The organism is Vallitalea okinawensis (assembly GCF_002964605.1).
Lineage (GTDB): Bacteria > Bacillota > Clostridia > Lachnospirales > PQDH01 > Vallitalea_A > Vallitalea_A okinawensis.
The window spans coordinates 81908-96831 of the sequence record NZ_PQDH01000004.1; the positions used below are offsets into that span (position 1 = coordinate 81908).

Annotated in this window: 15 protein-coding genes; all 15 read left to right on the forward strand. The window is 34.9% G+C overall.

Going from position 1 to position 14924, the window contains the following annotated elements; translation table 11 throughout:
- The first annotated feature begins 44 nt into the window (after nucleotides 1-44).
- The 15 genes from C1Y58_RS13355 (at nucleotide 45) to C1Y58_RS13425 (ending at nucleotide 14916) form a co-directional block, all read left to right on the forward strand.
- The gene (locus C1Y58_RS13355; protein WP_105616562.1) at nucleotides 45-848 is read left to right on the forward strand and encodes an amino acid ABC transporter substrate-binding protein; all 804 of its coding nucleotides are present in this window, start codon (nucleotides 45-47) and stop codon (nucleotides 846-848) included.
- A gap of 12 nt (nucleotides 849-860) precedes the next feature.
- The gene (locus C1Y58_RS13360; RefSeq protein WP_105616563.1) at nucleotides 861-1502 is read left to right on the forward strand and encodes an amino acid ABC transporter permease; all 642 of its coding nucleotides are present in this window, start codon (nucleotides 861-863) and stop codon (nucleotides 1500-1502) included.
- A gap of 9 nt (nucleotides 1503-1511) precedes the next feature.
- Entirely contained in the window at nucleotides 1512-2228 is a 717-nt protein-coding gene (locus C1Y58_RS13365; RefSeq protein WP_105616564.1) for an amino acid ABC transporter ATP-binding protein, read from the forward strand.
- Between the two features lie 196 nt (nucleotides 2229-2424).
- Nucleotides 2425-3360, forward strand: a complete 936-nt coding sequence (locus C1Y58_RS13370) for a sugar-binding transcriptional regulator (protein WP_105616565.1) — start codon at nucleotides 2425-2427, stop codon at nucleotides 3358-3360.
- 155 nt (nucleotides 3361-3515) lie between these two features.
- Nucleotides 3516-4130 carry a dihydroxyacetone kinase subunit DhaL gene (gene dhaL, locus C1Y58_RS13375; RefSeq protein ID WP_157950093.1) on the forward strand — a complete coding sequence of 205 codons (615 nt, stop codon included), beginning with the start codon at nucleotides 3516-3518 and terminating at the stop codon, nucleotides 4128-4130.
- A gap of 26 nt (nucleotides 4131-4156) precedes the next feature.
- Entirely contained in the window at nucleotides 4157-5155 is a 999-nt protein-coding gene (locus C1Y58_RS13380) for a dihydroxyacetone kinase subunit DhaK (protein WP_105616567.1), read from the forward strand.
- A 42-nt stretch (nucleotides 5156-5197) separates the two neighbouring features.
- Nucleotides 5198-6073 carry a 3-hydroxy-5-phosphonooxypentane-2,4-dione thiolase gene (gene lsrF / locus C1Y58_RS13385; RefSeq protein WP_105616568.1) on the forward strand — a complete coding sequence of 292 codons (876 nt, stop codon included), beginning with the start codon at nucleotides 5198-5200 and terminating at the stop codon, nucleotides 6071-6073.
- A 30-nt stretch (nucleotides 6074-6103) separates the two neighbouring features.
- Nucleotides 6104-6649 carry a DUF1097 domain-containing protein gene (locus C1Y58_RS13390; protein ID WP_105616569.1) on the forward strand — a complete coding sequence of 182 codons (546 nt, stop codon included), beginning with the start codon at nucleotides 6104-6106 and terminating at the stop codon, nucleotides 6647-6649.
- A 14-nt stretch (nucleotides 6650-6663) separates the two neighbouring features.
- Nucleotides 6664-6978 (forward strand): hypothetical protein, encoded by a 315-nt coding sequence (locus tag C1Y58_RS13395; RefSeq protein ID WP_105616570.1) that lies wholly within the window; start codon nucleotides 6664-6666, stop codon nucleotides 6976-6978.
- A 246-nt stretch (nucleotides 6979-7224) separates the two neighbouring features.
- A complete protein-coding gene (locus tag C1Y58_RS13400) occupies nucleotides 7225-8139 on the forward strand; it encodes an ABC transporter permease (RefSeq protein ID WP_242985399.1) in 915 nt (304 codons plus the stop codon).
- 13 nt (nucleotides 8140-8152) lie between these two features.
- The gene (locus C1Y58_RS13405) at nucleotides 8153-9133 is read left to right on the forward strand and encodes a carbohydrate ABC transporter permease (protein ID WP_242985400.1); all 981 of its coding nucleotides are present in this window, start codon (nucleotides 8153-8155) and stop codon (nucleotides 9131-9133) included.
- Between the two features lie 68 nt (nucleotides 9134-9201).
- Nucleotides 9202-10881, forward strand: coding sequence for an extracellular solute-binding protein (locus C1Y58_RS13410; RefSeq protein ID WP_105616572.1), 1680 nt, complete (start codon nucleotides 9202-9204; stop codon nucleotides 10879-10881).
- Between the two features lie 199 nt (nucleotides 10882-11080).
- Nucleotides 11081-12853, forward strand: a complete 1773-nt coding sequence (locus tag C1Y58_RS13415; RefSeq protein WP_157950094.1) for a sensor histidine kinase — start codon at nucleotides 11081-11083, stop codon at nucleotides 12851-12853.
- Nucleotides 12850-13557, forward strand: coding sequence for a response regulator transcription factor (locus tag C1Y58_RS13420; protein ID WP_105616574.1), 708 nt, complete (start codon nucleotides 12850-12852; stop codon nucleotides 13555-13557). The genes C1Y58_RS13415 and C1Y58_RS13420 overlap by 4 nt, the downstream gene beginning before the upstream one ends.
- Nucleotides 13558-13578: 21 nt before the next feature.
- A complete protein-coding gene (locus tag C1Y58_RS13425; protein ID WP_105616575.1) occupies nucleotides 13579-14916 on the forward strand; it encodes a glycoside hydrolase family 30 protein in 1338 nt (445 codons plus the stop codon).
- Nucleotides 14917-14924: the final 8 nt, after the last annotated feature.

Sequence of the window (14924 nt, forward strand, 5' to 3'; positions counted from 1 at the left end):
TAAATAATTTAAGATTTATTAGGAGTTTGAGGGAGGAATTAATAGTGAAGAAAGCATTTATAGCTATATTAGTTTTAATCATTGCGGTAATGAGTTTTGTAGGTTGTAGTAAAGAAGAAGAGGTGTCCGGTGATAATTCTCTTCAGGAAATTAAGGATAAAGGTTATTTTGTCTTAGGACTTGATGATAGTTTTCCACCAATGGGATTCCGTGGTGAAGACAATGAAATCGTAGGTTTTGATATTGATATGGCAAAAGAAGTAGCTAACCGTCTGGGAGTGGAATTAAAATTACAACCTATTGATTGGGATGCTAAAGTTATGGAATTAGATAACGGTAACATTGATGTTATTTGGAACGGGCTTACAATAACAGAAGATAGAAAAGAGAAGATTGGTTTCTCTACCCCCTACTTAAATAATAGGCAAATTATGATTGTAGGAGCTGACTCAGAGATTGATAAGAAAGCTGATCTTGATGGAAAACTAGTAGGTGTCCAAATGGGAAGTAGTGGTGAAGAAGCCCTTACTGCCAGCGAAGAAGCTGATAGCATTAAAGAAATTGTTAAGTATAGTAATTATACTGAAGCATTATTAGATCTAAAGGCGGGTCGTGTTGATGCAGTGGTAGTGGATGAGGTAGTAGGTCGTTATTATATAGCTAAGAAACCTGGAGAATATAAAGTAGCTTCTGAGAATTTTGGATCAGAAGAATACGGGATTGGGTTTAGAAAGACAGACCAAGTCTTATTACAAGAAGTAGATACAATTTTAGAAGAAATGAAAGCTGAGGGTGTAACAACTGAGATCGCTGAAAAATGGTTTGGAGATGATGCAGCTCTCAAGTAGGGGGATTAACCGATGGACAACATTTTAAACAACACGCTATATATTCTAGAAGGAAGCAGCATAACCATTAAACTTTATATTGTCACGTTTATCTTCTCTATACCCTTAGGCGTTTTATGTGCGTTAATGAAGATATCCAAATCAAAAATGCTCAATGGATTGCTAGAAGTATATACTTGGGTTTTCAGAGGAACACCTTTATTACTCCAACTGTTCTTTATCTATTTTGGATTACCAGTTCTAGGGGTTAACTTAACACGATTTCAAGCAGCAGCTATAACCTTTGTGCTTAATTATGGAGCATATTTTACTGAGATATTCAGAGGTGGTATTCAGTCCATTGATAAAGGGCAATATGAAGCGGCCAAAGCTTTAGGGATGAATTATTATCAGACCATGAAGAGGATTATACTTCCCCAAGCAGCAAAAAGGGTTTTACCTGCTACCAGCAATGAGGCCATTACATTGATAAAAGACACAGCTTTAGTTGCAGCCATTGGACTTGGGGATATATTGAGAGCCTCGAAAGAACTTGTGACTAGGGACTTCTCAGTAGTACCATTCATCATAGCTGCAGCGATCTATTTGGCATTAACTTGGATTATTGTCATGGTCTTTAAGAAACTAGAAAAGAAATTAGCAATATATGCATAGGGTGATAAGATGAGAGATATAAACATACAAAGTGTTACTAAAAAATTTGGTGAGTTAGTTGTATTAAATAATGTGTCCGTCAATGTGAAAAAAGGAGAAGTAATCTCCGTTATTGGTCCTAGTGGTTCTGGGAAAAGTACTTTATTGCGGTGTATACAAACTCTTGAACCAATAGACCAAGGAATTATCACCATTGATGATGTAGATATTCAAGCTGATAAAGAAGCTGTCAGGGGAGTGGGGATGGTATTTCAAAACTTTAATCTATTCCCTCATAAGACGGTATTAGGCAATGTCATTGAAGCCCCCATGATTGTCAATAAGCTAAACAGAGATGATGCAATAAAAAAAGCAGAGGTTTTACTTGAAAAAGTAGGTTTAGGAGATAAGCTAAAAGCCTATCCGTCTCAATTATCTGGAGGGCAGAAGCAAAGAGTTGCCATAGCTAGAGCACTAGCCATGGAACCAGAGATACTTTTATTTGATGAGCCAACATCTGCCTTAGATCCAGAGTTAGTAGGTGAAGTTCTGGGGGTTATGAAGGAGTTGACCAAAGAGAACCTCACCATGATAATCGTCACCCATGAGATGGCTTTTGCTAAAGAAGTATCTGATAGAATCATATTTATGGATGAGGGTGAAATTATAGAAAGTGGGTCAGTTGAAGATGTGCTGATTAACCCTAAACACCCACGTATACAAGCATTTTTAAATAAGATGATTTAAGCCGAGATTAACTATCTCGGCTTTATTACTGGTTAAAATGTAATTATCTCTATAATGTTAAGAATTACACCTCGGTAGATTTAGGCGACAGATAACCCAAATTGGTGTATAATGGATATAAAAGGTAAAAAAATAATTGTAATTGTCTTTTATATAAGCTAGTTTTTTCATATAGTGAGTTAGTTGAGGTGAGTTCATGATTTACGATAGAGATGAAGTATTGAAACTTGTTGAAGTAGCTAAAATGTATTATGAAGATAATTTGACTCAAGCAGAAATAGCAAAACGAATGGGTGTATCCAGACCAATGGTCAGCAAAATGTTGAGTAATGCAAGAGAGTTAGGAATCGTTCAGATTCAGATTAAATCACCTCTCACCAATGATGATTACCTGATGAATAAATTAAAAGAGCATTATGGTATTAAAGGTGGGGTTATTGTTCCAGAAGCGAAAACAGAATACTTAACAGAACAAATGATACTTAATCATTCCATTTATTATATTAAAGATGAATTAAAGCATATACATACGCTAGGAATGGGCTGGGGATATACTATTGGAACTTTGGTTGATAAGATTGATGGCAGTGAGATGGGTAACTACAATGGTGGGCAAGTTTGTCCGCTTATAGGTACAGCTCACATACCCAATAAAGGTTATCACCCTAATGAGTTAATTAGAATTTTCAGTGAGAAAACTGATTTTGAACCTATCTTTACCTATGCACCTGCTTTACCAGCATCCAATCAAGAAAAGAAGATCTATATTCAAACAGAACAACAGCTCACCATACAAAAAAAATGGGAACAACTCGATGCTGTGATTATAGCTATTAGACCTTATCCTGATATACCGGATTTAGCAACAGCACTAAGATTTGGTAATAAACTTAACGTTCAAAAAGTTGTTGGTACATTCTTATCTTATTATTATGATAACAAAGGAGGATTCGTAGAAAGCGAAGAAGACCATGCCATACAGATATCACTTGATCAATTGAGTAAAGTTCAGAAAGTTATTGCAATATGTCCTACAAATAATAAAAATGCCTTGATCGGTGCGTTGAAGACCGGAATTATCACCCATCTGATAGCCGATGATCGCACTGTAAAAGATATTATAGATGGTTAAGAGTGAAGAATTTCACTCCATTTTTTTTGTCGATTTATAAAGACTAAATTTTCTGAAAAGTTATTTACATTTGATATGACAAATGTTATAATGAATTTAATGATTGGAAAATATATTCAAAAATGGCTAATTCAAAACATAGGAGGGAGTATTGGATGACAGATATAGAATTCAAAAAAGCTCTAAAGTATGCAGCGAAAGAACTTCAGGTAAATACGACTATGTTATCAGAGTTAGATGCTATAGCCGGAGATGGAGATCATGGGATTACCATTGGTAAGATAGCAGATATAATTATGGAAGAGCTAGAGACATCTATGAAACCAATGGATGAACTACTAGACGATTGTGGATGGAAGTTTATGAGTATTGGGGGAGGTTCAGCAGCCTCTTTGTGGGGTACATTATTTATGGGATTTGCAAAGGGCCTTGATGGAAAAAAAGAGTTTGATGAAACAGCATTAGAGTCCATGTTTACTCAAGGGCTGATGGAGTTAGGTACAATTTCAAAAGCTACAGAAGGGGATAAAACCATGATGGATGCTCTCATCCCAGCTGTTAATGCTTTAAGAGATTCGGATGGAGGTTTAATTGAAAAATTAGAGGCTGCTAGTAGTGAAGCTATGAAAGGCACTGAGAAAACAAAAGACTATCAAGCAAAGTATGGGCGTGCAAAAAACTTAGGAGAAAGAAGCATTGGTCATAAAGATCCAGGTGCAACATCCACAGCTATCTTTATAAAAGGTATGTATTTAGGTGCTATTCAATAGCCATATTTTAAAGGGGGATTTTTTTTATGAAGATGAAAAAGTTCATGAACAGTCCTGAAGACTTAACGAGAGAATTGCTAGAAGGATTAGCGTTATCTAACCCAGATTTGATTGATTTGACAGAGAGCAACCTAGTTATGAACAAGAAGCTTAAGGAAGCTGAACGAGTAACAATTGTATCCCTTGGGGGTACAGGTCATGAGCCTGCTTTAAGTGGTTTTGTAGGAGAGGGAATGTTGGATATCTCCGTACCAGGAGATATTTTTGCCGCTCCTGGACCTACTCCATGCATTGAGGCTTTAAAACTTGCAGATCAAGGTAAAGGTGTTTTATTTGTTGTTCTTAATCATGCAGGTGATATGTTGACAGGTAATTTGACTATGAAGGCAGTAGAAAAGGAAGGATTAAATGTCATTAAAGTGGTTACACAAGAGGATATCTCAAATGCACCACGTAAACAAGCAGATGACCGTCGTGGTTTAGTTGGATGTGTACCATTATATAAAATCGTTGCAGGTGCTGCTAAGGAAGGAAAGACCTTAGAAGAGGTGGCCGCTATTGCTCAGAATTTTGCTGATAACATGGCTACAATCGCTGTTGCAGCTAGGGGGGCTACTCATCCAGCAACTGGTACAATGATCTCTACACTTGGAGAAGATGAGATGGAAGTAGGGATGGGTCAACACGGTGAAGGCGGAGGTGGACGCCAAAAATTAGCGACTGCTGATGAAACCGCCAAAATCATGTTGGAGGCATTACTTAAAGATCTCAGTATTGAATCTGGAGAGAAGCTAATGCTCATTATTAATGGTTCAGGTTCAACAACTCTAATGGAACAACTGATTGTCTTCAGAAAGTGCTATAAACTTTTAGAAGAGAGAGGGATTCAAGTGGTAGCCAGTGTTGTTGACGAATTACTCACTGTTCAAGAAACGGCTGGATTCCAAATGTTTATTGCTCGTATGGATGATGAGTTATTAAAATACTGGAATGCGCCTTGTAGAACACCATATTTCAATCGTTAAGCGTTGATGATCTCAATCAAGTCACAGATAAGGGGGAAGAATATGGCTGATAAAGATGGCGTAAAGAGTGCAAAAGATTACGGAATAGGCATTAAGCCACCTAGACAATTTTTTCACATCAAGGGCATGGAGCATGTGGACTGGGGAATGAAAACTCGTTTATCTAAAATCTTCAATCCAAAATCGGGTCATACGGTTATGCTGGCTTTTGATCATGGATATATTATGGGTTCTACAGCTGGATTAGAACGTTTAGATCTGAACATTCCACCTTTAGCAGAGCAGGCAGATTGTTTAATGGCTACAAGAGGGGCATTAAGAAGTTGTATCATGCCTGATCATAATAAAGCCATTGCCTTACGTTGCTCAGCAGGTAGCTCAGTTTTGAAAGAAGATATGAGCCATGAAGTTATTGGAGTTGACATTGAAGATGTTATCAGAATGAATGCCAGTTGTATGGCTATACAGACCTTTATTGGATCAGATGGTGAATGCCAATCCATTGATAATCTTGTAAGAACAGTTGATGCAGGTAATCGTTATGGTATTCCAGTGCTGGGAGTTGTAGCAGTTGGTAAACAAATGGAAAGAACTACTAAATACTTCTTATTAGCTACTCGAATGTTAGCTGAACTAGGAGCATCCATTGTTAAGACCTATTATTGTGAGGAGTTTGAAAAAATAACAGCAGCATGTCCTGTGCCTATTGTTATAGCAGGAGGGAAAAAGCTTCCTGAGGACGATGCACTAGAAATGACTTATAGAGCCATCTGTCAGGGAGCTCACGGTGTAGATATGGGGAGAAACGTATTTCAAGCAGAAGATCCTATTGCTATGATTAAAGCAGTTAGAGCAGTTGTTCATGATGGTTTAACTGGAAAACAAGGCTTTGAGATGTACAAAGATTTAAAAGCATAAAGTGATAACTAAAATTAGGAGATGATATGGTTGAAATTTAGTAAGTTCATTGTTATTCCTATTATTATTGCTTTTCTAGCATTCACAATTCAGATTGTGGATCAGTTACTTAGTCCTTTAGTACCACCTGCTGGAAATATCGGATTCGGATGGATCGCTTTCCAAGCCTGGGCTATGTATTTTATAGCTGGGTGCAATATAAAGGGAGGTGTAAAGACTTTTCTGGGTTATGTAAGTGGTATAATAGCTTCAATTCTAATCATGGAATTAGGTGGTTTATTAACTGGATTAGGTTTCTTCGGTGTACCTTTAGCGGTATTCATCATAGTTATCCCAGTAATCAGCCTAGAAAAAGTACCATGGTTCGATTATGTTCCTGCTGTCTTTGTTGGAGCAGGCGTTTTCTTTGGATTTATGAGTTATGTTAGTGGTGCAACTTATGGCGCTGCAGCAGTGACAGAACTTATATACTGCTTTATCGGCCTGGCCTATGGGGTGATAACAGTTTATCTTCGAACTAAATACGAAGCCAAAGTTAATGCTTCAACCAGTAAAGAAACAGCTATAAGTGAATAAGGAGGAGTGACTTGATGGTTAAGTTTATGCATGTTGGTGTACCTACTAAAGAAGTTCAAGATGGTGAAAACTATGCTGATGGCTTAAAAGTACATATCACAGACCCAGCTGAACATGACTTCATGTTTGAATACTTAAGATATGAACCAGACACACCATTACCAGAAGTGATGCAAAACAATCCACATATTGCTTTTATGGTTGATGATATGCAACCTTATTTAGATCAGTATGAAGTTATAGTAGAGCCATTTGCGGTTAATGAAAGCTTAAGTGTAGCGTTTATTATAAGAGATGGTGTTATATTTGAATTAATGCAAGAAAGTTAAAAGCCCTTTTAAGGGGCTTTTTTCATTGCATGTTAAAATCTCTTAGTTTAGATTATTAAGAGGTTTTTTTTATTATGTTTAAATAGGATGATCATTTAATCTATTACTTCTTATCAGTTTATTTAAAATAAAAAATATATCCTATGTAACTAAAAAAAGCACACTTTTATGAAATAAGTGACCTATTTATAAAAAATATAAAAATATATAATGATACTATCAGAACAATGGAGAGGAGGGGATGAGGTGACAAACACTAACATATTGAAAAAAATAAAAGTACAAAGAACGCTGTTGTTAATGGTTCTTCCTGGAGTATTGTGGATGATCATTTTTAATTATTTACCAATGTACGGAATTATTATAGCTTTTAAAGAATTTAAAATTTATCAAAGCATGTTTGAAGCACCTTGGGTAGGTTTTTATCATTTTATAGAGTTTTTTAAAGACGAAGATTTTTTTCTTGTCATGAAGAATACATTGGGTATGAGTTTTTTAAAGTTATTAATTGGATTTCCATTGCCAATAGCTTTTGCAGTTTTGCTCAATGAATTGAAATTATCCAGGTTTAAAAAAAATATTCAGACAATATCCTATCTACCTCATTTTTTATCATGGGTGGTATTAGGAGGAATTATGATCACATGGACATCAGAAGCAGGATTGGTCAATGAAGTACTATTAGGAATAGGTATCATTCAAAAACCTATTGCCTTTTTGGGAGATCCAAAGTACTTCTGGGGGATTGCCATAGCATCGGATATCTGGAAGGAAATAGGGTGGAATGCCATCATTTACTTAGCAGCTATAGCAGCAATCGATGTAAGTATGTATGAAGCAGCAGTTATTGATGGTGCTAATAGATTCCAAAAAATAAAGTACATAACGCTACCTAGTATTGCTCCAACCATAGCCATGTTATTTATTTTAGCTGTTAGTGGTGTGTTAAACAGTAATTTTGATCAAGTATTTGTTTTAAATAATCCTTTAAACAGTAATGCCAGTGAAGTCCTGGATCTTTATGTCTATCGGACTGGTATACGAGCAGCAAGATATTCTTATGCAACTGCTATTGGTTTATTTAAATCTGTTGTGGCATTTGCACTATTGTTTACAGCGAATAAAGTAACAAGAAGATTAACTGGTAACTCTTTATTTTAGAAAGGGGTAAAGCATGTTAGAGGTTATGTTAGCTATTTTAATGATTGGGTTTCTTGTGATCATAGTGCTAGGAATTAGCAAGCAATCCAGGTATGAGATTAAAGAAATGTTCAGTAGGCAATCAACAGGTTCAAAAATATTTGATATTGTTAATATTATCTTTATGCTATTGATCTGCTTTATCATGTTATACCCTGTGTGGTATGTACTCATTCTTTCGTTTAATGAAGGTTCCGATGCCATGATGGGAGGAATCTATTGGTGGGTAAGGGAATTCACACTGGATAACTATAAGATCGTTTTAAGTAATAACGATATCTTTAAAGCATTTATAGTCACTGTAGCTCGAACGGTTATTGGCACAACAACTCATGTATTATTCACAGCCATGATTGCCTATTCATTAAGTAAAAGGGATTTAGTTGGCCGGAAAATTTGGTTGACCATGGGAATAATCACAATGTTCTTTAGTGGTGGCTTGATACCGACATTTATACTATTCAAAAACATGAACTTATTGGATTCGTTTTGGGTTTACATTATACCCACCATGTTTAGCTTTTACGATTTAATTATATTTCAATCATTCTTTAGGGGGATACCTGATAGTTTAGAGGAAGCAGCAACAATAGACGGAGCAGGGTACTTCTATATTTTTAGAAGAATTATATTACCTTTATCAAAACCAGTATTAGCAACAATTGCATTGTTTTGTGGTGTATGGCATTGGAATGATTACTTCATGGGTGTTATTTATATAACTAAAAATGTTGATTTACAACCTATACAAACATATTTGTATAGAATTGTAGCAGAAAGTGCTTCTAATCAAGCCATGGCCAATATGCCAGATGGTGTTCAAAAAGCTACAACAACATCAGGTTCTATTAAATTGGCAACAATGGTAGTGACAACGTTACCAATAGTCCTTGTATATCCTTTCTTACAGAAGTACTTTGTTAAAGGGATGCTGTTAGGTTCTGTTAAAGGTTAGGTGGATGATATTAGTTATGGACAGGGGATATTAATTAAATTAATATATAAATTAAGGGAGGAAAAGAAATGAAAAAGGTATTAGCAATGGTACTAATTGTTGCATTAATGGGAGTGTTTCTTACAGCATGTAGTGAGCAAAAAACGGAACAAACACAATCACAATCTGAAAAGAAGGATCCATCCGAACCATCAGAAATAGCAGAAAAGGTTGAAGAAGCCAAGGTCGCCAATGAAGAAATTCAACCATCTTATTTAGATGATACATCTCCAATCACATTAGATTGGTACATTAACTTTTCTTGGTTTCCTACTAAATGGGGTGGAGACGCAACATCAGAATATATTACAGAAAAAACAGGTGTTTCTATCAATTATATCGTTCCTGCTGGTAATGAAGCAGAAAAGATTAATTCTATGATAGCTGGTGATACACTTCCAGATTTAATTACTTTAGGATGGTGGGAATCACAAGTTGATGCCATGATCCAAGGTGATCTTGTGTATGCTTTAGATGAGTTAGCAGAAGAATATGATCCGTACTTCTTCCAAGTAGCAAATTCAGGGCGTATCAATTGGTATACAAAGGATGATGGACATGTTTACGGCTACCCTAATGCTTCCTATTCACCAGAGGATTACGAGAAATATGAATTAACCTCTAACCAAACATTTCTTGTTAGAAAAGACATGTATGAAGCCATTGGGTCTCCTGATATGCGAACTCCCGAAGGTTTTTTACAAGCATTAAGGGATGTAAAAGCCATGTTTCCAGAAGTAAATGGACAGCCATTGATACCTATTGGATTTCATGATTTTAATGATGAAGGATGTTCTTCCTTAGAAGAATATTTACAAAACTTTTTAGCAATACAACAAGAAGATGAGAATGGAAATTTGGTTGATCGAACAAAGGATCCAGAATATATAGAATGGTTAAAGGTCTTTAGACAAGCCAATGAGGAAGGGTTAATTGCAGTTGATGTATTTATTGATTCTCGTCCACAAATGGAAGAAAAAATAGCACAAGGCAGATATTTCTCAATGCTTTATCAAAGATCAGATTTAACTGCACAAAATAATATACGTTTCCAAGAAGATCCTGATACAGTTTATATAGCAGTGGATGGACCTGCTAATGATCGTCTAGATCAGCCTTTACTTGATGGTGATGGCATTGCAGGTTGGACATTAACCTTAATATCAAAGAATTGTAAAGATCCTGAAAGAGCTATAAAATTCATGTCTTATATGATGAGTGAAGAAGGTCAATTGGACTTATTTATGGGGCCTGAAGGGGTAACATGGGAAAATATTAATGGAAAACCAACATGGAAGCCAGAAGTTAAAGAAACTTTAGATACTGATCGTAACACTTTTGATAATTTATATGGAGCATCTTATACTTACTGGATGTTAATGGATAACCCTATGTCTAAGCAATGGGAGTCAGAGCCTGTTGAGCCTTTTGCTCAGCTTTATAATTGGACTAAAGGAAAAGCAGTTAATAAGAGCCAATACTCAGATTTAACTTTAGAACCTGGTTCTAAGCTAGCAATTGAAGAGGGTAAAATCAATTCAGAATGGGGAGAAACTTTACCTCAACTGATTATGGCTGAAACAGAGGAAGAGTTTGACCAGATTTGGACTGAATTTATGTCTTATAGAGAAGAACACAGTTGGGAAGAGATTTTTGACTATCAGCAACAAAAACTTGATGATAATAAAAAACGATTAGGGATCAATTAAGGTCACCTTACTCAATGAGCATAATGAAATATACACTTATTTCATTATGCTCATCAATAAATAAGGAGAGATATTTTATAAATATGGTATAATTAAAAAGCTATTAGCTGAGCAATCATATGGGAAGGTGGTAGGCTAGATTTCATCAGCCATAAGGAATATGCAAACAAATCAACTCAGTAATAAGAGGATTTTAAAATTGACCAAAAAGCTTATTATTGCCTACATTCTTATATTAGTTATTCCAATCATATTTATGAGTAACTCCTTGGTCAAAAGGTATGAAGAAGAAAATAGGAATCGACTGCAAGAACAATTAAATAAAGAAGTCAAGTATATAGAAGATGATATCCAAGCTAAAATGGCATTAATGAAAAAGATTGCTTTTTCCATATCCTTAAATAATGGGCTACTTGACCGAGTTGGAGCAGATAAAACCTTCGAATATGAAGAAATATTTCTCATTGATGATGTTTATGCAAAAAACTTAGAAGTCCTATTAAATAGCAATCCACAGCTCTTTGCAGTTAGAATATTTAATGATAATCCAAATATGCATGAATATTGGCCATCTATCATGAGTGAAAATAGAATTAAGAATGAAACATTAATGACTGACATTGAGAAGAATAATGAAATATGGCGCGTGATTGAAAAGCAAGAGTATTTAGAGATGTATGAAAATGTTGCCAACAACTATGAAAGTGTCTCTTTTTTTAAAAATATAAAGAAAATCCATCACGACTACAATATTATTGTAGAAGTAGGTATGTTAAAAGAGATTTTTTTTGAATCATTGAATCAATCACCCTTTAATTTAGATAGCTTTTACTATGTTATAAAAGATAATCAAATACTTGATCAATCTGATAATGGAAACTTTATTCATGAAGAAAAGATGCTTCAATTTGAAGAGTGGTTAGTGAATAGGAGTACTGAAGATGGTGGAGTATATCACTACAGTGATGAAATAATTATAGGGAAGATAAGTATACCTGAATTAGATATGATCATTTATAAAGGATTATCTTTAGAAGGCATCAGTACAGTTTTACAAAAAGATAGAAATGGTATTGTTTTAACGGGTCTTATCATGTTTTTCACACTCACCGCAGTAACTTACATTATCACATATGTTCTGTTTATGAGGCTTAGAAAAGTTATTTATTCCGTAGAAAATATGGATAAGAGTCAGCCTGAAAAATTTAAGGTAATTAAGGGTAGTGATGAAATTAGTCACCTATCCCTAAAAATAAAGGAAATGTTAGTGGAGATAGATCAATTGAATAAAGAAGCATTATATGAGCAGCAGCTAGCACTAAATGCTGAGTTGAAAGCTCTTCAGACACAAATTAATTCTCATTTTATCTATAATACGTTAGAAACCTTTAAAATGATGGCTGAGATTGATGAAAACTACGAGCTTTCGGATTTAATCACAAATTTTGGTGATTTACTGCGTTATAGTATGAAATGGAATGAAAAGAAAACTGTTACATTAAGTCAAGAATTAGTGTATATCCAAAAGTATATAGCATTGCTAAATGTAAGATTTGATTATGAAATTAATCTTATGATTCATGTAAATGAGGAATTACTTGAGGTAGAAATACCTAAAATGTCTATCCAGCCTATTGTAGAAAATAGTTTTATTCACGGTATTGAAGCAAAGTGTGAAGATAGTAACATTATTATTGATGCAGTTGAAGATTTAGGTTGTGATGCGATTTGCATAACCATAACAGATGATGGTATTGGTATGCACAAAAACCAATTAAAGAGTATCAATAGAGCATTAAGAGGTATTGATATTGATCATGATGAAACAACTGAAATGGGAATCGGTATTAAAAATATTAGTGATCGAATCAAATTGTTCTATGGAATCGACTATGGCATCACCTATGAAAGTGTACAAAATAAATTCACTAAAGCAATAATTAAAGTACCGAAAGTAGGTAATAAGCAATGAATATATTAGTGGCAGATGATGAGAAATTCATACGACGAGGTATAATCACCATATTATCCAAAAACTATGCCGACAATATTAAGCTCTTTGAAGCTAGAAATGGTATGGAAGTATTGGAGATCATTCAAAGGCATAAGATTGATTTGATTATTAGTGATATCAAGATGCCAAAAATGACAGGCATTGAATTAATAAAAGCTTTATCAAAGAGCAGTTATAGGTGCGAAGTTATTTTTGTTAGTGGTTATGAAGAGTTTGAATATGCCAAAGAAGCCATTAAGCACGGAGTAAGAGCCTATTTATTAAAGCCAGTGAAAAAAAATGAGCTAATAGAAGAGATTGACAAAATAAATCCCTTCTTAAAGATCGAGCAGAATAAGTATGAGAATATCGATAAAGCTATTAAGTACATTGAAGAAAATTATTCAGATAAAAATTTAAGTATGTCCATAGTATCTAATTATGTATCCTTAAATTACTCTTATTTTTCTCAGCTTTTCAAAGAGTGTACTGGTGTTAAATTTGTAGATTATCTTATTAAGTTAAGAGTAAATAATGCTAAAGATTTATTAGTACACACAGCCTATAAAGTATATGAAATAGCAGAGAAAGTTGGGTATAAAGATACCAAGCAATTTGTAAAAATGTTTAAACTTCAGGTGGGTATGTCACCAAAGGAGTTTAGAAGCCATTCATTACAATAGAATAAGTTTTAGGAGGCTACCATGCAAATAAAGAAAGTCATCGAGACAGCTAAAGACAACGGGAGTAGACTTACAGAAATTGATTTTAAGTATGAAAAGATAGATGGAGATAGCGTTACTATAGATATTCATATGGATCAAGAGTATCAAGAGATGATAGGTTTTGGAGGGGCTTTTACAGAAGCGGCAGCGGTTACTCTGAGTAAAATATCAACAGACAAGAGACAAGAAGTTCTAGAAAGATATTTTGACCAGGAGAAAGGGATTGGTTATTCCTTGGGGAGAGTACATATACATAGTTGTGACTTTTCACTTGGTAACTATACTTATGTTGAAGAGAATGATCATGAACTAAAGAGCTTTAGTATATCGAGAGATAAAACACACATAATTCCTTTAATAAAAGATGCTATGAAGCAAAGAGGAGATGGGATTAAGCTATTAGCCTCACCTTGGAGTCCGCCAGCATGGATGAAAAGTAATCATGAGATGAATAACGGAGGTAAATTGCTAGATAGCTATAAAGACATATGGGCTAGATATTATACAAAATTTATTAAAGCCTATGAGGACGAGGGTTTAGATGTTTGGGGTATAACAGTACAAAATGAACCTGCTGCTGTTCAGGTATGGGATTCATGCATTTATTCAGCTGAAGAGGAAAGAGATTTTATAAAGGATCATTTGGGACCAACCATGTACAAAGAAGGCTTGCAGGATACAAAGATACTCATCTGGGATCATAATAGAGACATCATGGTGGAAAGAGCCAAAAGGATTTTAGAGGATGATGAAGCGGCACAATATGTTTGGGGAACAGGGTTCCACTGGTATGTTAGTGAGGAATTTGATAACGTCGGTAAAGTTCATCAACTCTTTCCAGATAAACATTTACTATTTACTGAAGGGTGCCAAGAAGGTGGGGTGAAACTAGGTGAATGGTATACAGGTGAAAGGTACGCAAGGAATATGATCGGTGATTTCAATAACTGGTGCGAAGGATATTTAGATTGGAACATCGTTCTAGATGAAACAGGTGGACCTAATCATGTCAATAATTTATGTGACGCGCCAATTATTGCAGATACCCAGGCTAATGAATTACACTATAATAGTTCCTATTATTATATTGGTCAGTTCAGTAAATATGTAATGCCTGGAGCAAAACGAATAGGCTCTTGTTCACAGGATAATAAGCTAAAGGTATGTGCTTTTAAAAATCCTAATGAAGATATCATTTTAATCCTATTAAATGAATCGGAGGCTGCTCTAAATTATTGCTTTAAAGTGGCAGATGAACAGTTTAATGCAGTTGCAGCACCGCATTCCATAAGGACTTATGTTGTCGGTAATGACTAAGATAATAA